Genomic DNA, 20197 nt, shown 5'->3' on the forward strand with positions numbered 1-20197 from the left:
ATCCAACGCCAGTCCTAGCGCCGGCTCATGCTGTTTGCAAAGCCGACAATGATGGCCGTCCACCAGAACGCCTGCGACAGCACCAATGCCACCAGGAGGCGTGCGCGCAGGTTGCCGCACACTTCCTTGAAATTGGTGCCATCCGGCAGGGCATGCAGGCGCCGCATGACCGGGATCAGCGAGATTCCGTTCAGCATCAGGCCCAGGACGCAGCACATCTTCAGCTGTGTGGCCGAACTGGTGATGTCAGGGTGGATGAAGGCGCCGGTGAACAGCAGGCCTGCCAGGCCGATCCAGATCAGCGGGGCGGCCGCTGATTCCAGGCGGCTGGTGTCGTGCAGCCTGCGCTTGCCGATCAGCCAGAGAAACCCGACCCAGTCGACCACGATCACCGAACCGAACGCCAGCACCATGGCCAGGACGTGGGCGGCCAGGGCCAACCTGTGGACGCCGGGGTCGAACGTGAGCGCCGAGCCCACCGCCACGGACGCGCCCCACGCAGCTGTTGCCGCCAACGAGAGGACGGGCATCAGAACACCGGGCCGGGACAGTGCCGGGCGCACCGCGGGGGCGCTCACCCCGGGCCCGCCATCACTGGAAGAGGCCTTCGCCGACGAACCCGCCGGGCTCAACGCCAGGGGGTACCGCGGCCAGGGCCGAACCGGTGTGCTTGAGGTACTCCAGAGCCAGAGTGTCCTGCTTGGCCATGGCCATCTGCATGGGGACATAGTGCGTGCGGGGATCCTTGACGAAGGCCACGAAGAACAGGCCGGCGTCGAGGTGCCCGAGCCCGTCGGAACCGTCGGTGTAGTTGTATCCGCGGCGGAGCATCCGCACGCCGTCGTTCTGGTCCGCGTGGGCGAGCCGCACATGCGAATCCATGCCGATCAGCGGTTCGCCGTCCTTGCCTTGGAGGGAGAAGTCCGGCGCTGTGAATTCCTTGCCGCCGGACAGCGGCGAGCCCTCGGACTTGGTCCGCCCGATCAGCTGCTCCTGTTCCCGCAGTGAGGTGCGGTCCCAAATCTCGATGTGCATGCGGATGCGGCGCGCCACCAGGTAGCTGCCGCCCTGCATCCATGCTTCCTCCGGGCGGGAACCCGGCCCGGCCCAGACATGCTGGTTCAGCAACGTAGTGTCTTCGGCCTTGAGGTTGTTGGTGCCGTCCTTGAAGCCGAAGAGGTTTCGGGGCGTCTGCTGGTTCCGGGACGTGGAAGACGTCCGGCCGAAGCCCAGCTGGGACCAGCGGACCCGGACCCGGCCAAAGCCGATCCTGGCCAGGTTGCGGATCGCGTGGACCGCAACCTGGGGGTCGTCGGCGCAGGCCTGGACAATGATGTCGCCGCCGCTGCGGTTGGCCTGGAGGTCATCTCCGGGGAAATGCGGCAGTTCGATCAGGGCGTCAGGACGACGGCCCGCCAGGCCGAAGCGCGCCTTGCCGTCCTTTTCGAACAGGCTGGCCCCGAACCCGAAGGTCACAGTGAGCTTCCCGGCGCTAAGCCCCAGGGCCTCGCCAGTGTCTTCCGGTGGAGCGTCGTAGGGCCCGTCCGCGGCGCCGGTGGCTCCGGTTTCGCGGCCCTGGGTCATGGCCTCGGCGGCTGCCGTCCAGTCCTTCAGGAGCTGGATGAGCGTGGCGCGGTCCTCGGTGATGACATCGAAAGCGGCCATGTGCAGGCGGTCCTGCGCGGCGGTGATGATGCCGGCCTGGATCGGTCCGTGGAACGGCACGACATCGCCCTCGACCTGGGCGGGGGCCGCCGCGGCCGCCAGTGCGTCGTGGCTGAGCAGCCCGGCGGCGATGCCGGCCACGGCTCCGGCGCCGCCGACGCCGGCCAGGGACAGCAGTCCCCGGCGGGAAAGGCGCGACGCCGGAGCGTCACCGGTAGCGTAAGCCGCAGCGCCGGCGTCGGGCTGATGGGCGACGCCCGGCTCAGCGCCGGGCTGGGCGCCCGGCTGGCTGCCGGGCTGGGCGTCCTGCTGGCCGCCGCCGAAAGGGCATCCGCTCACAGGACGACGGCGGCGGTGAGGTTGGACAGCGGCTCGCCCAGTGCATCCACCAGGGCGGCGAGCTTCTGGACCTGCTCCGGGCTCAGCTCGTTGTAGTACACGAAGCCCTCGCCGCGGGTGTGCTGCTTGAGCTCGGCCTGCAGGGCGGCGAACTTTTCGTCGAGGGACGTGGCGAGCCCGGGGTTCTTCTGCTCGAGCACGGGCTTGAGGTTCTCGAAAGCGATCCGTGCGCCGTCGACGTTGGCCTGGAAGTCCCAGAGGTCCGTGTGGGACCAGATCTCCTCCTCGCCGGTGACCTTGCCGGTGGCTACTTCGTCGAGCAGCTCCTTGGCCCCGTTACCCAGATTGTCCGCCGAGAGTTCCACGGTGCGGGTGCGGGTGGCCAGATCCTCGGTGTCGGCGACCAGCTGCGCGGCAAGCTTCTCACGCTCGGGCGCCGTCAGGGCGGCAAAACCCGCCGGCGGGAAGAGGTCCTTCTCGGCCCGGTGCCAGCCAGTCCACTCTTCGTCCGGGGCAAGGTCCGCCTCGCGGGCGTCCAGCTTCGGGTCAAGGTCGCCGAAGGACTCCGCGATGGGCTCGATCCGCTCCCAGTGCATACGGGTTGCGGCGTAGAGTTCGCGGGCCTTTGCCGTGTCACCGGCGGCGTACGCCGTGGCGAAGTCCTTGGTGCCGGCGAGGAGCTGCTCGGTCTGGTCCTTGACGTAGGACAGGTACTGGGCCGTGCCCTTGTCCGCGAGGGCTTGGACGTTGGTGTCGTCGGCGGGTTTCTCGCCGGACTCGGTGACCTCGAAGGCGGCGCGGATGCCGTCGCCCTGCATGCCGGGCTTGCACGCCGTCGTGTATTTTCCGGCCGGCGCCGTGACTACCAGGTTGCGGGTCAGGCCGGGTCCGATGTTCTCGACTTCGCCGATGATCCGCAGTCCGTCTTCGGCCAGCAGGTAGAACTCCGTGACCTGGTTGCCTTCGTTCTGGATGGCGAAGGTGAGGTTGCCGCTCTTGGTGGTCCCGCTCGAGAGGGTGCAGGCATCGTTGGTGCTGGAGACTTTGATGGGCCCGGTGGCGGCCGGGGCGCTGTTGTCCGTGCAGGCGGCGAGTGTCAGCGGCAGGAAGGCGGCCGCCAGCAGGGATCGGAAGCGGGTGGTCTTGGGGAAATTGGGCACGGGGATTCCTTCGGGGGTGCGTTGCGGGTAGTGGGGGAGTGCTTTAGGAGCCGGCGGCAACGGTGCCGATGAGCTCCGGGGTAGCCGCCGCGGGGTGGCTGCGGCGGTTGGAACGGAGGTAGAAAAACACCACCGGCGGGACGTACAGCAGCCAGGCGGCCGCCTCAAGCCACGTCGTGGCGGGGGAGAAGTTCAGGGTGCCCTTGAGCAGCGTGCCGTACCAGGACGACGGCGGTACTGCTGCTGAGACGTCAAAGGCCAGGTTGTGCAGGCCCGGCAGGATGCCGGCCTCCTGGAAATCGTGGATGGCGTAGGCCAGCACGCCGCCGGCAATGACGATCAGTGCGGCGCCGCTCCAGGTGAAGAATTTCCCGAGGTTGATCGTCAGGACACCGCGGTGCAGCAAGCAGCCGAACGCTACCGCGGTGGCCATCCCCAGCAGCGCCCCGATCAGGGGCGAACTGGAGGAGCCCGCGGATTGCGCCGCGGCCCAGAGAAAGAGGGCGGTCTCGAGGCCTTCGCGGCCCACGGCCACGGCGCCGACCAGGGCCAGTCCCCATCCGGATCGGCCAGCCTGCTGGTCCACGCGGGAACGGAGTTCGCTGCCCAGGGTCCGTGCAGTCCGGGCCATCCAGAAGACCATCCAGGTGACCAGGCCGACGGCCAGGACGGACAAGCTGCCGCCGATTGCCTCCTGCGCCTCGAAGGTCAGTCCGCGCGGCCCGAAGCTGAGCAGCGCGCCGAAGCCGAACGACGCAGCGACAGCGATGCCGACGCCGGCCCACAGCTCGGGGAGCAGATGGGAGCGGCCGCTCTTGACCAGGTAGGCCATCAGCAGGACGACGATCAGCGTCGCCTCCAGGCCCTCGCGGAGGCCAATCAGGTAATTTGCGGTCATTTTGGTAGTGCACCTCGGCTCGTGGAAGCCGAAGTTAGGCTTACCTAATCACGTAGATTACCGAGATCTGGCAATTATGCAAAGTTTCTGTGCGCTAATTACGGGCACTTTGGCGTCCGCGCTCGAGGGGGCATCCTCATTCTTCGGGGCGATGAGTGGACATATGGGGAGTATGTCCACTCCAAGGGACGAGCGTGTGGCATGCCCAGCGGTGCGGGAGGCGGCGGGAGGGCATGTCCAGTGGTGCGGGAGGCGGCGGGAGGGCATGTCCAGTGGTGCGGGAGGCGGCGGGAGGGCATGTCCAGTGGTGCGGGAGGCGAGCGGGGGCATGTCCAGTGGCGGGGGAAGGTCAGGCGGATGGGCGGGCGCACACGAACGGCGGCCGCCCGGGATGGGGGCGGCCGCCGTCGTGCGCTGGTCCGGCTGGGCTAGGAAGCGGCAGCCGACGTGTAGGTCGACTGGATGACCGAGCCCCAGTACGGGCCGTACATCGTGGTGGAGTTGCTGCCGTACCCGTAGCTGTTCACGGAGTTCTGGTAGCCCGAGGAGCTGGTGCCGATGAACCAGGGGCCGCCGGAGGAACCGCCGGTCATGTTGCAGGGGATGCCCTGGGAGTTGAACTGCGGGTTGTAGGGATCGTTCGTGGCGGTGCCGCTGCAGCTCTTAAGGGACTCGCCGTTGAATGGCGCAGCCGCCGGATAGCCGTATGCCTTGTAGCTCAGGCCGCGGGCCGCGTTGAACTGCAGGCCCGAGGACCCCACGACGTCGGACAGATACTGGCCGTTGAGCGTGGACATCACCGCGAACCCGGTGTCGTACTGCATGTTCCCGGACGAGCTCCACTGGGTGGGGGCGTACAGGGCCCGGGCGGTCCACTTGCCGTAGGGAGCGGAGCCGTTGAGGTAGGCCGGGACAAAGGTGAACTTCGTGGCGAACGCGCCGGGGCCTTCGTTGACGCAGTGCCCGGCCGTGGAGACGGTGCTCTTGTTTCCGGCGGAAACCGAGTTGCCCGAGCAGACGTAGTTGGCGCCGCCGAGCGTGAAGAAAACCTTGCCGATGCGCGGGACGGGGGATTCGCTGGCGTTGGCCCTGGTCTGGACGTCCGGCGCCTGAAGCCCCGGCGCCGCCCCCGCCGCCGGGGCCGCCGCCGCAGCGCCGGCCGCAGTGCTCGTCCCCGCCGCTTCGATCCTGCTCGGCGCGCCCGCTTCAACCGGACGGTTCAGGGCCGCCTTGGAATTGTTGGCGCGCTGCATGGCCTTGCCGGCCAGGATGTCGCCCGGGATCGCGTTGCGCATCCGTTCTTCAGTCCAGTAGTCGGCCGCACCGGTCTCGGTGACGGTATGGCTCGTGACGCCCGACGTTTCGGTCGGTGCCTTCCCGGGCGCCGGGGCGGCGGTGGCCGCTCCGGCAGCGCTCAGCGCAAGCAGGGCTGCGGCCGAGAGGGCGAGAAGGCTGGTGGCCAGAGTCTTGGGTGTTCTCATGGTTGTCCTAACCGGTGGAAAGCGGGGCGGCGCCAAGGGTTGGCCGCTGCGATGGGAATGAAACTACGTCAAATTGACGAACTAGTAAAGCACTTTGTCAATTCTTGTCACAGCGCGCCGGAGTCATGGAATCCGCGGCTGCCGACGCCGGTAGGCGGCAATCCGGCCACCTCGGGTAAGTTAGGACTGTTGAGATAACACCCGATTCCGGATATCCGCAGACCTTCAGGGAGACGCCCGAGCAATGGCAAAGATTATCTATACCCACACCGACGAAGCGCCGATGCTGGCCACCTATTCGTTCTTGCCGATTGTTGAGGCCTTTGCTTCGACGGCCGGTGTGGAAGTGGAGACCCGCGACATTTCGCTAGCCGGCCGCATCATCGCCGCGTTCGGCGACTACCTCACCGAAGAGCAGCAGGTCAGCGATGCCCTTGCCGAACTCGGTGCCCTCGCCAAGACGCCCGAAGCCAACATCATCAAGCTGCCCAACATCAGCGCCTCCGTGCCGCAGCTGAAGGCCGCGATCGCCGAGCTGCAGGGCCAGGGCTACGCGCTGCCCGACTACCCGGACAACCCCAGCTCCGACGAGGAGACGGACATCCGGTCCCGCTTCGACAAGCTCAAAGGCTCCGCCGTCAACCCGGTGCTGCGCGAGGGCAACTCCGACCGCCGCGCCCCGCTCTCGGTCAAGAACTACGCCCGGCAGAACCCGCACAGCATGGGCGCCTGGACCCCCGAGTCGAAGACCAACGTCGCGCACATGGACGCCGATGACTTCCGCTCCAACGAGAAGTCAGTCGTTATCGGCTCGGACACGAACATCAAGATCCAGCTGGTCAAGGAAGACGGCACGATCAAGGTCCTGCGCAGGGCCTTCCCCGTGCTCGCCGGCGAGGTCATCGACGGCACCGTGATGCGCGCCGCCGCGCTGGACGAATTCCTCGCCGCCCAGGTGGCCCGCGCCAAGGACGAAGGCGTGCTCTTCTCCGCGCACCTGAAGGCCACCATGATGAAGGTCTCCGACCCGATCATCTTCGGCCACATCGTCAAGGCCTACTTCGCCGAGGTGTTTGACACCTACGGCGCCCAGATTGCCGCCGCGGGCCTGAGCCCGAACAACGGCCTCGCCTCCATCCTCAACGGCCTCGAGGACCTGCCCGAAGAGATCCGCGGCGACGTCGAAGCGGCCATCCAGAAGGGCCTGAACGAGGGCCCGGAACTGGCCATGGTTGATTCCGACAAGGGCATCACCAACCTGCATGTTCCGTCCGACGTGATCGTCGACGCCTCCATGCCGGCCATGATCCGCAGCTCCGGCCACATGTGGGGACGCGACGGCCAGGAAGCCGACACCCTCGCCGTCCTCCCGGACAGCAGCTACGCCGGCATCTACCAGGTGGTCATCGATGACTGCCGCGCCCACGGCGCCTTCGACCCGACCACCATGGGCACCGTCCCGAACGTCGGCCTGATGGCCCAGGCGGCCGAGGAATACGGCAGCCACGACAAGACCTTCGAGATCCAGTCCGCCGGCACCGTCCAGATCGTCGACGACGCCGGCACCGTGCTGATCGAACACCAGGTCAGCCCGGGCGACATCTGGCGCGCCTGCCAGACCAAGGACGTGCCGATCCGCGACTGGGTTAAGCTCGCCGTCACTCGGGCCCGTGCCTCCGCCACGCCGGCTGTCTTCTGGCTGGACAAGGGCCGCGCGCACGATGCGAACATGATCGCCAAGGTCGAGGAATACCTCAAGGACCACGACACCGAGGGCCTGCAGCTCGAGATCATGTCCCCGGACGAGGCCACGGCCTTCACCCTGGAGCGCATCCGCAAGGGCGAGGACACCATCTCCGTCACCGGCAACGTGCTCCGCGACTACCTCACGGACCTGTTCCCGATCCTGGAACTCGGCACCAGCGCCAAGATGCTTTCCATCGTCCCGCTGATCAACGGCGGCGGCCTCTTCGAGACCGGTGCCGGCGGTTCCGCCCCCAAGCACGTCCAGCAGCTGCTGAAAGAAAACCACCTGCGCTGGGACAGCCTGGGCGAATTCCTTGCCCTGGCCGTGAGCTTCGAGCACCTCGCCACCACCACCGGCAACGCCCGCGCCCAGATCCTGGCCGACACCCTGGATCGCGCCACCGGCACCTTCCTGCTGGAGGACAAGTCCCCGAAGCGCAAGGCCGGCGAGCTGGACAACCGTGGAAGCCACTTCTACCTGGCCAAGTTCTGGGCCGAGGAACTTTCGCGCCAGAGCGACGACGTCGAGCTGGCGGAGGCTTTCGCCGCCGTCTCGGGCGCGCTGACGTCGAGCGAAGAGGCCATCACCGGCGAACTCCTGGCCGTCCAGGGCTCCCCGGTCGACGTCGGCGGCTACTACCGCCCCGACGAGGCCAAGGCCTCCGCCGTCATGCGCCCTTCGGCAACGTTCCGCGAAGTCCTGGCGACGCTGGCCAAGTAGCCTGGCCCCGGGCGCGAGAGCACTGGAGCCCGGAACGCCCCGCCTCCCGAATGGGAGGCGGGGCGTTCCGCATTTCTGTTCAGGACAAGCCGCGGCTCAGCGTCCCGGATCCTGCCTCAGGGGTGGCTCCGTTGCCATGTCAGGGTCGGTATCGACTCGCCCCAAGTTCGGCGCTGCCCCGTAATCCGCTTCCTCCTCAAGCGGAACCGCGGTCCTTGCGTCGGCACTGACAGCGCCGGTACCGGCGCCGGTACCGGTACCGGTGCCCGTTTCGGTACCGACGGCGGCGCCGTCGTCGACGCGGCCGCGCCAAGCACCAGTCTCGGTGCCGCGCTCTTCGATAAACGTCTTGAACTTCTTCAGGTCCGATCCCACCTGCCTGGAATCCAGGCCAACAGCGGCGCCGACCTTCTCCGCGGCCGTGTCAGGCTCCCACGAGAGCTCGACGCTGACCTTCGTCCTTGTCACGTCGATCGGTTCAAACCAGACGGTTCCGGCGTTGCGGGGCTCATCCAAGCTTTCCCACGTGACCCGCTGGTCCGGCTCCTGGACGGATATCCGGGCATCGTATTCCCGTTTGACGCCGGCGATGCTGGTTTTAAAATGGACCGTCGTGTCGTCGAGTTGGGTGACGGAATCGACTCCGCTCATGAAATGTGGAAAGTCCTCGAACTGGGTCCATTGGTTGTAGGCCTGGCTCAGTGGAACATCGACTTCAATGGATTCCTGGACAGTTGCCATGCGTACTTCGCTCCTTCAGCTGGCGGGCTGCGGCCCGCGGCTCTGATCGTCGTCGCGGCTCGCGCCACATTTCCACGCTAGCGCGAATTCCGGCAATTAGTAAGCTTGCTGATGACAGCCGTTGGCGGGCGCCGACGTGGGCTGGCCGTCACGGTCCAGCACTCCTCCAGCTCCGGACGCCCTTCGAAAAAAAGGAGACGGACCTCAGCCGTCCTTGTCCTTGCCCTTGGCCTTGCCGCCCTTTCCAGGATTCTCCTGGACGGGTGCGGGCGCGGGCGCGATCACGACCGGGCGCGGGGCGGCCGCAGCATCGGCAGCTGCCTTCGCGGCGGCCTGCGCCGCCGCTTCCTTTTCCGCCGCCACCCGGGCCGCTTCGGCAGCCGCAGCCGCAGCAGCCTGCTGCGCCGCGAGGTCGGTACGGACAGCTTCGGCCGATGCCCTGATGCTCTGGTGGCGCTTGAACGACACCTCACCCCGGGTGGCGGCGTCGTCCAGTTTGACCACGAGTTCGTCCAGGAGCTTCAGGGAGCCGGCAACGTCATTGGCCGCGGCTGCCTCGGTGACGGCGAGGACCTGGGACTGGAGCTGCTTGGCCGCATCCTGGCCAAGTTCCGCCGTCGGAGCGGAGCAGCCGGCCAGCACTGCGGCCAGAACGGCAGCTGCCAGCAATCCAGCGGCCGGCATCCGGCCGGGGCTGCGGCGTCCGGCGTCGTGCAGGGGCCTGCGCCGGCTCATGGCTGCACGCTTTTCTGCAGCTCCGCCAGGTGTTCGCCCAGGCTGCCGGTCACGGACGGATAGGGAACGACGGCGGGTGCCGGCGGCGCCGTGAGCGAGGGAACGGCGGCCGCGGCCACCGCCAGCACTGCAAGGACAGCAACCACAGCGGCCAGGACCGCGACCCGGGTGCGCCGGCGCGCGTGCCGGAAGCGGGCTACCGTCCGGGTTGCAAGGGAGGGTGTTTCCGGCCGGGGAGCAGCTGTCCCTGTGGGTTGCGACGGGGCATCAGGATCCAGCCGGGGAAGGGGGCGGGTCCCGGCCTTGTACTCCGGCGGCAGCGGCAGCCCCGGAGGTCTGGCGGGCGGAGCCGGCAGAACCCGGGTAGGTTCCGCGGCCAGCATGCCGGGCAGCGACTGGGGCGAGATGAGGGCATGGCGTAGAGCGATTTCCAGGTCCGCGGCCTCGGGGCGGTCCGCAGGATCGAGGGCGGTCATGGACCGGAACAGCTGTGCCCACTCGGCCGGGACAGTGTCCGGAATGGACGGGGCCCGGTGCAGGCGTGCCACGGCCGATTCCACCGCGCTGCCGGGGAACTCGACCTCGCCCTTGAGGCATTCGAGCATCACGAGGCCCAGCGAGTAGACGTCACTCGCCGGTCCGAGGTCGGCGCCCCGGGCCTGTTCCGGACTCAGATAGGCGGCAGTGCCCACCATGGTGCCGGTCGCGGTGAGCCGGGTGCCGTCCATTATCCGGGCGATCCCGAAGTCAGTAAGCTTTGGCCGCAACGGTTCACCGGGGCGTCCGGGCACCAGCAGGATGTTGGCCGGTTTGATGTCCCGATGGATGATGCCAAGCGCATGGACGTAGGCCAGCGCGGCGGCCACACCGGCACCCACGACGGCGAGTTCGTTCAGCGAGAGAGGGGTGTGCCTGATCCGGGTCCGGAGATCCTGGCCGTCCACTAACTCCATGGTCAGGAAGGGCCGGGGCTCGTCCGGGATCCGGCTGTCGATGCCGGCGTCGAAGAGCGTCACCAGGCTCGGGTGATTCAACGTCGCCAATAGTTCAATCTCGGCCTCCTGACGCCTGAGTTCGTCAGGGTCGGCCGACTGTGGGGCAAAGAGCTTGAGTGCAACGTCCCGGCCGAGGTTTAAGTCCCTGGCGGCATAGACGGAGGCCATGCCGCCCCGGCCGATGACTTCGCCCAGCCGGTAGCGGCCACCCACGAGATCAACCGCGACGCTGTTGGGCGAACTGTCCACGTTCCCGTCCTTTTCCAGTGCGCCGCCGTGGCGCTCCTAAAGAATAGTACGGGGCGGGTTTGCGCCGCGTTCACACCGTGGCCGCCGGGGCGGCCACGGTGTGGGGCGCGTACTCCGCCGGAGTCTGTGAATGCCGTTGAGTCCCCCAGCGGACCCAACGACTTCGCTCCGGCGGTCAGGGGACCACAGCGGGAGCGGTTGGCTCACTAGGGCGGATGTTCATCCTGCCGGCGGGACGGTTTTCGGCGCGCCAGCTGACGGGCGCTGCAGGACCAGTGCGGTTTCTGCAATTCGGCCGACCGGTGCCGTTGCGGAACGGCCACCGGTCGCCGCGGGACCGAGGGCCCGGCCGAACGGGGGGCGTCTGAACGCGGGACGGTGGAAAGAGGGGTGCCGGAAGTCCGGGCGGGGACGGGGGCGTCCATTGGGAATCTCCTGAATGACTGGTGGCGGGCGCCTCAAGGCAGCCCGATTGGCCGTGCTCTGTGGAGGGCAGAGACGGCTAACTAGTCAGGAGATGAACCGGGGTCAGCTGCGAATGCTGAGTGCTCTATTTGCAGCGGACCTCGGATTGGGTCGGCATCGGCCGTGGGGATGAACAAGTACAGGTTGGGCAACCAGGCAGCAGCGCCTGCAGGACCGTTGGACGCGTGGGCGTTGCCCGAGCCGGAACCGGTGCCGGCAGGGAGGGCGTCGGGCGCGGGTAGTCCAGGACCGCCGCGCCACGGGCTGGGTCCACGCTCGGACGGACCGGGGTCAGCGGGGGCAGCCGGAGGAACCGTATCGGGCGCGGCCGGTGCGCCCGACGGCGGCTGAGGAGCCGGGGCAGTACCGGAGGCTCGCGGCGGAACGGAGGCGTTCCGGAGGAGACGGACGGGCTCGGCGCTGGCCGTCATCACTTCCCGCGGAGGGGGCGCGGCTTGTGCCTGGGCGTCGCAATCGGAGCTGACACCGCCCGCGGCAGGCGCCACAGGCTCGGCCACGCCGACGGTGTCAGCGACGGGCGTCAGCGGGGCGGAAGGCCGGGGGACCACGGAATCCGGCAGCGCGGGATCCGTTGCGGGGGCGCCGGGAACGGGGTTGGCCGGATCTGGAATCGCAGGGCCTGGATTCTCAGGGTCTGGAGTTGCTGGGGCGGCAACTGGAGGCTCACCGCCCGGGGCCGGTGTGGCAGGGGCGCTCGGGTCGGGCGTGGGCTTGGCTGGATCCGGCGCGGGGGTGGTGGGGTCAGTGTCAGTGTTCGAATCGGGGTTCGGTGCAGGCGCCGGCTTCGTGGGGTCCGAGTCCGGGGCCGGTTCAGAGTCCGAATCCGAGTCCGAGCCGGGGCGTGGTGCAGTAGGAGGCTTGGTTGGGTCAGAGTCCGGGACCGGTTCAGAATCCGCATCATCATCCGAGTCAGCCGGGTCTGTGGGATCAGGCGCGGGCTTGGCCGGGTCGCCGGAGTCCGAATCGCGGTCGGGGGCAGGCTTTGGCGTGTCAGTTGCCGGCTTGGACGGGTCAGGCGCAGGCTTCGTTGCACCGGGCGCGGGCTTGGCCGGGCTGGAGTCGGGGGCCGGGCCGGGGGCAGGCTTCGATGAGTCAGGCTCGGGCGCGGGCTTCGCGGGGTCTGGGACGGGCACAGGCTTCGCGGGGGCAACCGGCGCGGGCTTGGCCGGGTCTGCAACTGGCACGGGTGACGAACCCGGGACCGGAGGCGGAGTTTCGGGGCGCTTGGCCGGTGCGTTGGGGTCTGGAACGGTCGGCGCGGCCGAGGCCTTGGGGGCGGCCGCGGACCGCGACGGAGCAGGGATGGCCGCTGGCTGGTCGGCCGGTGCCGGGGGTGACACCGCCGAGCTTGGCGCGGCGTGCCCCGGGGTTGCGGCATGCCCCACAGCTGCATGCCCTACAGCCGGAACAGAGGCGGGTGGGATGGGAACGGATGCAACCGCGGCAGGTATTGCCGCCGCCTGGACCGGCTGAAGGGCCGGCGCTGGAAGCGGAGCTGGTATCCCTGGCGTGTCGGTCGCCGGATACGCGTACACCAACATCCCGAGGATGTCGGCCGGTAGCGCAAGCGCCGTCGAGATCGACGTCTTGGTGCTGCCGGTCATGCCGACTGAAGTGGCGGCGTCGTCGGCGTTGGCAGCTGTCGCAGTGAGCGCCAGCCAGGCGAATCCGGCGACGCCGGCCAGAATCACCCGCCGGATTGGGCGGCGCGCGCGCAACAGGTCCAATGCTGGGTCCATTGCGCACACCCCATTTCCCCGATGGCTCGACGATTGCCTACAGGGTAAGTCCGGCCGCCCGGGTCAGTCCAGAGTGCGGAGAAAAAAGCCGCGGAATCCGGCGGTAAAAGGCCGGATTTCCGCCAGTCGAGGCGCCGTCAGCGGGCGTCGTTCGCATAGCTCACGCCGAGCTGGGCGCGCACCCCGTCGAAGAGCCGCATCGTGTTCAGCGAGTCCTCCAGCGGCATGACCGGGCTCTCCGTCAGGCCGTGTTGGATGCAGCGGGTCACCTCGCGGAGCTCGTAGCTGTAGCCTCTCCCGACAACCTCGAAGCGCTCGCTGCGGACGTCGTCGAAGCCGACCCGGACATGGAGTTCCTTGGGGTTGTTGATCGAGCCGATCGCCTGCAGGAACCCGGCGCTGCCGGCCACGGTGGCGGTGCGGGGTCCGTGCGCCAGCAACGAGGAGGTCAGCTGCGCCTGCGCGCCATGGTGATAGCCGAGCGTGAGGGCGTTCTGGGCGTCCACGCCGTCGTCGTTGACCCAGCCTGTGGCACTCACGGTCTGCGGGAAACCCAAGGTGCCGAGCGCCCACAGCAGCGGATACACGGTGATGTCCAGCAGGGCGCCGCCGCCGTCCCGGCGGGCCCACAGCCGGGACGTGGGCGAATACGGTGCGGGGAAGCCGAGATCGGCCCCCACCCATTTGACCTCGCCGATTTCGCCCGAGGCCGCGATTTCGAAGGCGCGCTGCATGCTGGGCAGGAAGCGGCTCCACATGGCCTCCATCAGGAACAGCCCCCTGGCCCGGGCCAGGGCCACCAGCTCACTGGCCTCGCGCGCGTTCACGGTCAGGGCCTTCTCGCAGAGCACGTGCTTGCCGGCGGTCAGGGCAGCCAAAGCGATCTCGTGGTGATGGGCGTGCGGCGTCGCCACATAAACGACGTCCACAGCCTCATCGGCCAGCAGCCGCTCGTAGCCGGATTGCCCGACGTCGTCCCCGTAAGCCCGCGCAAAGCCGTAGTCGGCGGCGAAGGCGTCCGCTGCCGCCTGGGTGCGCGAACTGACGGCGTAGAGCTCGGCGTCCGGCAGCAGCTCCAGGTCCCGGGTGACTGCCGCGGCGATGCCGCCGGTGGCGATGACGCCCCAGCGCAGTCGGGCGCCGGTGGCTGTCCGGGGGTCCTGGTCCGGCTGGTCGGACAGCCAAGGTTTCGCGATGAGGGCAGTCATGGTGCCATCCTCTCACCCCGGTGCCGAAGGGTTCCGGATTCGACGGCGGAAGCTGGGGGAGGGTTCCGGATTCGACGGCGGAAGCTGCGGGAGGGTTCCGCCGCCGGCTTCCGCCGCCGCCCCGGCTAGCCCGCCATCCCGACCGTGGCCCGGCTGCGCGCGGCTTCCTCGGTGAGCCGGCCCTGCTGGAGCCGGAACCGCCGGTCCATCTTGTTGGCCAGCGACCGGTCTAGGATCAGGCCGGCTCGAACGTCCGGCGTCTTCTTCCACAGTTGTACGGACTGCTGTGCGGAGGTCACAGCCAAGCTATGGATGGGCTGTGAAGGCACACGGAGGGCGTGCAGGAACCTCCGGGAAGGCGCCCGGCAAGGGCGCACAGGGCACACGCAAGAGCCCCGGCCCTCCCTTGCGGGGGAGCCGGGGCCCTGGTGTTGCCTGGGGCTCAGCGCCCATGAAAGGCGCGGAACCGGAACTACTTCGTCAGCGGGCCGAGTACCGGATCGTCGGCGTAGGCCGTCTTGACGTTTTCCTTCGTCACGATGACCGGCTCCAGCAGGTAGGCCGGAACAACCTTGACAGTGTTGTTGTAGGACTTGTCATCGTTGATCTCGGGCTTCTTGCCTGCCTGGATGTCCTTGACCATGGTGATCGCGTGCTCAACGAGCTTGCGGGTGTCCTTGTTGATGGTGGAGTACTGCTCACCGGCGAGGATGGACTTGACGGACTCAACCTCGGAGTCCTGGCCCGTGATGACCGGAAGCGGCTTGCCGGCGGCCTTGACCGAGGTCAGGACTGCGCGGGCCAGCGTGTCGTTCGGGGAAAGCACGCCGTCCAGCGAGGCGCTGCCGTAGGTGCCGCTCAGGAGGGTGTCGGCCCGACGCTGGGCGTTCTCCGCCTTCCAGCCCTGGGTGACGGCCTGTTCGAACGTGTTCTGGCCGGACAGCACCTTGAGGGTGCCGTCGTCGATCTTCGGCTTCAGGACGCTCATGGCGCCGTCGAAGAAGACCTTCGCGTTGGCGTCATCCGGAGAACCGGCGAACAGCTCGATGTTGTACGGACCCGCCGCCTTCTTCGCCTGCATGCCCTTGAGCAGGGCCTCGCCCTGGAGGACACCGACCTTGAAGTTGTCGTAGGCCACGTAGTAATCGACGTTTTCGGTGTTCAGGAGCAGACGGTCATACGCGATGATCGTGGCGCCGGAGTCCTTGGCCTGCTTGAGCTGGGTGCCCAGCTGCGCACCGTCGATGGCACCGACGATGATGACCTTGGCACCCTTGGTGACCATGGCGCTGATCTGGTTCTGCTGCTCCGAGACGCCGCCGTTGGCGAACTGCACATCGGCCTTGAAGCCGGCACCGTTGAGGCCGTCATTGAACAGCTTCTCCGCCAGGACCCAGTTTTCCGAGGTCTTCTGGGGGAGCGCGACGCCGATCGAGGAGTTCTTGGGGAACGCCTCGCCGCCGGCGGTGGAACCGCCGGTGGCTGTTTCGGAACGGCCGCAGGCTGTCAGCGCCAGTGCCGCAATAGCAGCAATCGCTGCTGCCTTTCCTGCTTTACCAATCAGTTGCATTGCTTGGTTCACTTTCTTTAGATGGTGTGGGGAGAATCAGGGGATCTCGGACCGGGAGCCGCTCAGGCACCCTTCGAGATGACCTCTTTGGTGGACGTGGTTTCGTCGGGCTGGAGCTCGGTGCTGCTGCGGTTGAAGTTCTTCATCATCATGCCGATGATCGACTTCTTGCCCTGGGTCTTGTTGTAGACGTCGAACGCGACGGCGATCAGCAGCACGAGGCCCTTGATGATCTGGGTCAGGTCGGCGCCGACGCCGAGGAGCTGAAGACCGTTGTTCAGCACGGCCATCACCAGGCCACCGACGATCGAGCCGATCACGGTGCCCACGCCGCCGGTCACGGCGGCGCCGCCGATGAACACAGCCGCGATGGCGTCCAGTTCCCAGCCGACGCCGTCGAACGGGCCGGAGGCGGTGGAACGGCCGACGAAGATCATGCCGGCGAGGCCGGCCAGGATCGACATGTTCATCATGACCAGGAAGTTGACCTTCTTGGACTGGACGCCGGAGAGCTCCGCGGCGTGGCGGTTACCGCCGACCGCGTAAATGTGGCGCCCGATGATGGTCTTCGAGGAGATGAAGCCGTAGACGATGACCAGGACCGCGAGGATGAGTCCCGGGATGGGGAACGAGGTGCCCGGGCGGCCGGTGGCGAACAGGTATGTCGCGTACAGGATGGCGCCGCAGATCAGGACCAGCTTGGTGACGGAGACCCAGGCTTCGGGCACCTCGGCGCCGAGGGCTTTGGCGTTGCGGCGGGAGCGGATCTCGCTGAAGACCACGAAGGCGACGGCGAGCAGGCCCAGCAGCAGGGTGAGGTTGTTAAAGCCGGTGTTGGGGCCGACTTCCGGCAGGTAGCCGGAACCGAGGTACTGGAAGTCCGCGGGGACCGGGATGGTGTTGGACTTGCCGACGAACTGGTTGAAGCCGCGGAAGAGGAGCATGCCGGCCAGCGTCACGATGAACGCCGGAATGCCGACATACGCGGTCCAGAACCCCTGCCAGGCCCCGATCACCGCTCCCAGCAGCAGCCCCAGCAGGACGGCCAGGTACCAGGGGGTGTCCCAGTCACGCATGATCAGCGCCACCGTGACGCCCACGAAGGCAGCGACCGACCCCACCGAAAGATCGATGTGGCCGGCGATGATCACGAGGACCATGCCGATCGCGAGGATCAGGATGTAGGAGTTGCCGTTGAAGAGGTTGATGACGTTACCCGGGGTGAGCGTGCGGCCCTCCGTGAAAATCTGGAAGAAGACGATCAGCGCAACCAGGGCGAAGATCATGCCGAATTGGCGGGTGTTGCCGCCAAAGAGCTTCTTGAGCGCGTTCATTTTTTCAGTCCTTATTTTCCGTCAGTGATCGGATTGTTCTGGAAGGTCACGGAGGGTCATGCAGTCTTGCGGGCGGAGGTCATGAGTTTCATGAGGCTTTCCTGGCTGGCTTCGTCCTTGTCGAGCACGCCGGTGATGGCGCCCTCGAAGATCGTGTAGATCCGGTCCGAGAGGCCGAGCAGCTCGGGCAATTCGGAGGAGATAACGATGACGCCTTTCCCCTGGTTGGCGAGCTGCTGAATGATGCCGTAAATCTCGTATTTGGCGCCGACGTCGATCCCGCGGGTGGGTTCGTCCAGGATCAGCAGGTCCGGGTCGGTGAACATCCACTTCGCCAGCACCACCTTCTGCTGGTTTCCGCCGGAGAGCTTGGCTACTCCCTCCTCCACGGACGGCGCCTTGGTGCGCAGCGACTTGCGGTACTGCTCGGCCACGGTGAATTCCTGGTTGGCGTCCACCACGCTGTGCTTGCTGATCTTGCGCAGGTTGGCCGAGACGGTGGTGGCCTTGATGTCGTCGAGCAGGTTCAGCCCGAGGGACTTGCGGTCCTCGGTGACGTAGCCGAGGCCGGAGTCGATGGCCTGGCGCACGTTCTTGAGCGTGATCTCCTTGCCCTCCTTGTAGACCTGCCCGGAGATGAAGCGGCCATAGGACCGGCCGAAGACGGAGCGGGCGAGCTCGGTGCGCCCGGCACCCATGAGGCCGGCGAAGCCGACGATCTCGCCGCGGCGGACGAAGAAGTTCGAGCTCTTACAAACCAGGCGGTCCTGGATCTGCGGGTGCCCCACGTTCCAGTTCTTGACCTCAAAGAAGACGTCGCCGATCTTGGGCTCGTGATCCGGGAAACGCGACTCCAGGGTCCGGCCCACCATGCCCTTGATGATGCGGTCCTCGTCGACGCCGTCGGCCTTGACGTCAAGCGTCTCGATCGACTTTCCGTCGCGGATGATGGTGATGGAGTCCGCGATCTGCTCAATCTCGTTGAGCTTGTGGGAAATGATGATGGACGTGATACCACGGCCCTTCAGGCCGAGCATGAGGTCCAGCAGGTGCTGGGAGTCTGACTCGTTCAGCGCCGCGGTGGGCTCGTCCAGGATCAGGAGCTTCACGGACTTGTTCAGCGCCTTCGCGATTTCCACGAGCTGCTGCTTGCCGACGCCGATTTCCTTGATCGGGGTGTCCGGGTCCTCGCGCAGGCCCACCCTGGCAAGCAGTTCGGTGGAGCGGGTCCGGGCCTCGGCCCAGTCGATCACCCCGCGCTTGGTGGGCTCGTTGCCGAGGAAGATGTTCTCCATGATGGACAGCTCGGGGATCAGCGCGAGTTCCTGGTGGATGATCACGATGCCGGCGTGCTCGCTGGCCCGGATGTCCTTGAACTGCTGGACTTCGTTCTGGTACACGATGTCGCCGGTGTAGCTGCCGAAGGGGTAGACCCCGGAGAGGACCTTCATGAGGGTGGACTTGCCGGCGCCGTTTTCACCGCAGATGGCGTGGATCTCACCGGCTTTCGCCCGGAGGTTCACCTCCGACAATGCTTTAACGCCGGGGAATTCCTTGGTGATGGAGCGCATCTCGAGAATTATCGGATCGCTGTGCGTGTTGAGGGACGTCATCTGCCCTTACGCCTCCAATGCGTGACTTCGTTGTCCGCCCCTGCAAACCGCAGGGTCGTCTGATGCAAAAGTAAACTCGGTCCCGCCCATTGTCGTCAAGTCTTTAACGCAACGGCCCGGTAACGAAAACTCAGTTCCGCCGGATTCCGGCGTGCTGGAAGACCAGCGAGGTGGCTCCGAGGGCCTCGGCCCGGTTGCCCAGCGAGGACATGGTGAGCATGGTTGTCTCGCCGATGATGGGCACTGCGTGGCGGACCAGGCCCCGCCGGATCGGGTCCAGCAGCAGCTCGCCGAGATCCGCCAGCGGACCGCCCACCACGATCACTTCGGGGTTGATCAGGTTCGCCACATTGCCCAAGGCGCGGCCGACGGCCAGTCCGGCGTCGTCCACCACGCGCAGGGTCGCGGAGTCCCGGGCGAGGGCGTTGCGGACGATGTCATCGGGCGCCAGCAGCGTGTTCCCGCCGCGGCCCAGGAGCTCGATCATGGTGGTGGTGGAAGCGATGGTCTCCAGGCAGCCGCGGTTTCCGCAGCGGCACACCAGGCCGTGCTCGTGGATGGTGGCGTGGCCGATTTCGCCGGTGATCCCGACGCTGCCGTAGTAGGGCACGCCATTGAGGATCAGCCCGGCGCCGATGCCCGATCCGATCTTGAGGAACATCAGGTTGCTGATCCCGCTGTGCGGCCCCCAGGTCACCTCGGACAGCGCGCCGAGGTTGGCGTCGTTGTCCACGAAGACCGGCAGGTCCAGCGCGTCCTCGAGCCGTTGCAGGATGTTGATGCCCACCCATTCGGGGAGGATGGCGCCCTGCGCCACCGTGCCCGTGCGGCGGTCGATGGGCCCCGGGATGCCGACGCCGGCCCCGACGACGGCGCTGCGTTCCACGCCGCCGTCCACCAGCAGCCGGTCCAGCAGGCCGACGGCGGCGGAGATGCCTTCCTCGGCATGGTGGCCCAGCGGCAGCAGCACGGACTCCTCTGCGATGACGTGGTAGCTGAGGGATGCGAGGACCACGCGCAGGTGGCGGCGGCCGAAGTCGATGCCGACAGCCACGGCCCCGTTGCTGTTGAGCCGGACGTTGAGGGCGCGCCGCCCGGAGCTGGTGATCGGCTCGGTCGAGGCGAGGCCGGCGTCCTGCATGATGCGGACGATGTTGGACACGGTCGCGGTGGACAGGCCCGTCTGCCGCGCCAGTTCGGCCTGGGTGGAAGGCCCCGCCAGGAGGCATTCGATTATCCGCTGCTGGTTCAGATGCCGGAGCGCGGATTGCGATCCGGGGTTTTTGGTTCGGCTCCTCGTTGAGCTCGTTGATGAGGGCATGCAATGAAGCGTGACGCATCCCGCGCTTGTAGTCAAGAAGTTAACGCAAGGCATGGCGGGGACCGCAGGGGACCGGCAGGGCATTCCGCCCCACCGCCGCCCCCACCGGGGCGAAATGCACCGGAAGAGCGGTTGCCCCGCGTGGCTAGGCTGAGGGGGACGATCGTCCGCCGCCCGGTGCGGACGCCTGGAGATG

Annotated in this window: 15 protein-coding genes; 1 reads left to right on the forward strand and 14 read right to left on the reverse strand. The window is 67.3% G+C overall.

Annotated features, from left to right (window positions below; translation table 11 throughout):
- Positions 1-14 precede the first annotated feature (14 nt).
- The 5 genes from OM977_RS05220 to OM977_RS05240 form a co-directional block, all read right to left on the reverse strand.
- On the reverse strand, positions 15-578 hold the full coding sequence (locus tag OM977_RS05220; RefSeq protein WP_264356471.1) for a hypothetical protein: 564 nt from the start codon (positions 576-578) through the stop codon (positions 15-17).
- A gap of 13 nt (positions 579-591) precedes the next feature.
- Positions 592-2004 carry an iron uptake transporter deferrochelatase/peroxidase subunit gene (gene efeB / locus OM977_RS05225; RefSeq protein ID WP_264356472.1) on the reverse strand — a complete coding sequence of 471 codons (1413 nt, stop codon included), beginning with the start codon at positions 2002-2004 and terminating at the stop codon, positions 592-594.
- Positions 2001-3164, reverse strand: a complete 1164-nt coding sequence (efeO, locus tag OM977_RS05230) for an iron uptake system protein EfeO (RefSeq protein ID WP_264356473.1) — start codon at positions 3162-3164, stop codon at positions 2001-2003. Before efeO ends, efeB begins: the two co-directional genes overlap by 4 nt.
- A gap of 43 nt (positions 3165-3207) precedes the next feature.
- A complete protein-coding gene (efeU, locus tag OM977_RS05235; protein WP_264356474.1) occupies positions 3208-4062 on the reverse strand; it encodes an iron uptake transporter permease EfeU in 855 nt (284 codons plus the stop codon).
- A gap of 428 nt (positions 4063-4490) precedes the next feature.
- Positions 4491-5543 carry a trypsin-like serine peptidase gene (locus OM977_RS05240; RefSeq protein ID WP_264356475.1) on the reverse strand — a complete coding sequence of 351 codons (1053 nt, stop codon included), beginning with the start codon at positions 5541-5543 and terminating at the stop codon, positions 4491-4493.
- Between the two features lie 244 nt (positions 5544-5787).
- On the opposite strand from OM977_RS05240, the gene OM977_RS05245 reads away from it, so the two are divergent.
- The gene (locus OM977_RS05245) at positions 5788-8010 is read left to right on the forward strand and encodes an NADP-dependent isocitrate dehydrogenase (protein ID WP_264356476.1); all 2223 of its coding nucleotides are present in this window, start codon (positions 5788-5790) and stop codon (positions 8008-8010) included.
- 96 nt (positions 8011-8106) lie between these two features.
- On the opposite strand, the gene OM977_RS05250 is transcribed toward OM977_RS05245, so the two are convergent.
- The 9 genes from OM977_RS05250 to OM977_RS05290 all read right to left on the reverse strand — a co-directional run bounded on the left by OM977_RS05250 (position 8107) and on the right by OM977_RS05290 (position 20001).
- Positions 8107-8751, reverse strand: coding sequence for an SRPBCC family protein (locus OM977_RS05250; protein WP_264356477.1), 645 nt, complete (start codon positions 8749-8751; stop codon positions 8107-8109).
- A 204-nt stretch (positions 8752-8955) separates the two neighbouring features.
- Complete coding sequence (locus tag OM977_RS05255) at positions 8956-9486, reverse strand: mucin-associated surface protein (RefSeq protein ID WP_264356478.1); 531 nt, start codon at positions 9484-9486, stop codon at positions 8956-8958.
- Positions 9483-10730, reverse strand: a complete 1248-nt coding sequence (locus OM977_RS05260) for a serine/threonine-protein kinase (RefSeq protein ID WP_264356479.1) — start codon at positions 10728-10730, stop codon at positions 9483-9485. Before OM977_RS05260 ends, OM977_RS05255 begins: the two co-directional genes overlap by 4 nt.
- A gap of 2362 nt (positions 10731-13092) precedes the next feature.
- Complete coding sequence (locus OM977_RS05265; RefSeq protein WP_264356480.1) at positions 13093-14163, reverse strand: Gfo/Idh/MocA family protein; 1071 nt, start codon at positions 14161-14163, stop codon at positions 13093-13095.
- A 125-nt stretch (positions 14164-14288) separates the two neighbouring features.
- Entirely contained in the window at positions 14289-14462 is a 174-nt protein-coding gene (locus tag OM977_RS05270; protein WP_264356481.1) for a hypothetical protein, read from the reverse strand.
- A 173-nt stretch (positions 14463-14635) separates the two neighbouring features.
- Complete coding sequence (locus OM977_RS05275) at positions 14636-15733, reverse strand: substrate-binding domain-containing protein (RefSeq protein WP_264356482.1); 1098 nt, start codon at positions 15731-15733, stop codon at positions 14636-14638.
- A 62-nt stretch (positions 15734-15795) separates the two neighbouring features.
- The gene (gene mmsB / locus OM977_RS05280) at positions 15796-17067 is read right to left on the reverse strand and encodes a multiple monosaccharide ABC transporter permease (RefSeq protein ID WP_264356483.1); all 1272 of its coding nucleotides are present in this window, start codon (positions 17065-17067) and stop codon (positions 15796-15798) included.
- 56 nt (positions 17068-17123) lie between these two features.
- Positions 17124-18680 (reverse strand): multiple monosaccharide ABC transporter ATP-binding protein, encoded by a 1557-nt coding sequence (gene mmsA, locus OM977_RS05285; RefSeq protein ID WP_264356484.1) that lies wholly within the window; start codon positions 18678-18680, stop codon positions 17124-17126.
- A 130-nt stretch (positions 18681-18810) separates the two neighbouring features.
- Positions 18811-20001, reverse strand: a complete 1191-nt coding sequence (locus OM977_RS05290; RefSeq protein ID WP_264356485.1) for an ROK family transcriptional regulator — start codon at positions 19999-20001, stop codon at positions 18811-18813.
- Positions 20002-20197: the final 196 nt, after the last annotated feature.

Origin of the sequence: Pseudarthrobacter sp. MM222, from assembly GCF_947090775.1 — a bacterium.
Classification (GTDB): Bacteria; Actinomycetota; Actinomycetes; order Actinomycetales; family Micrococcaceae; genus Arthrobacter.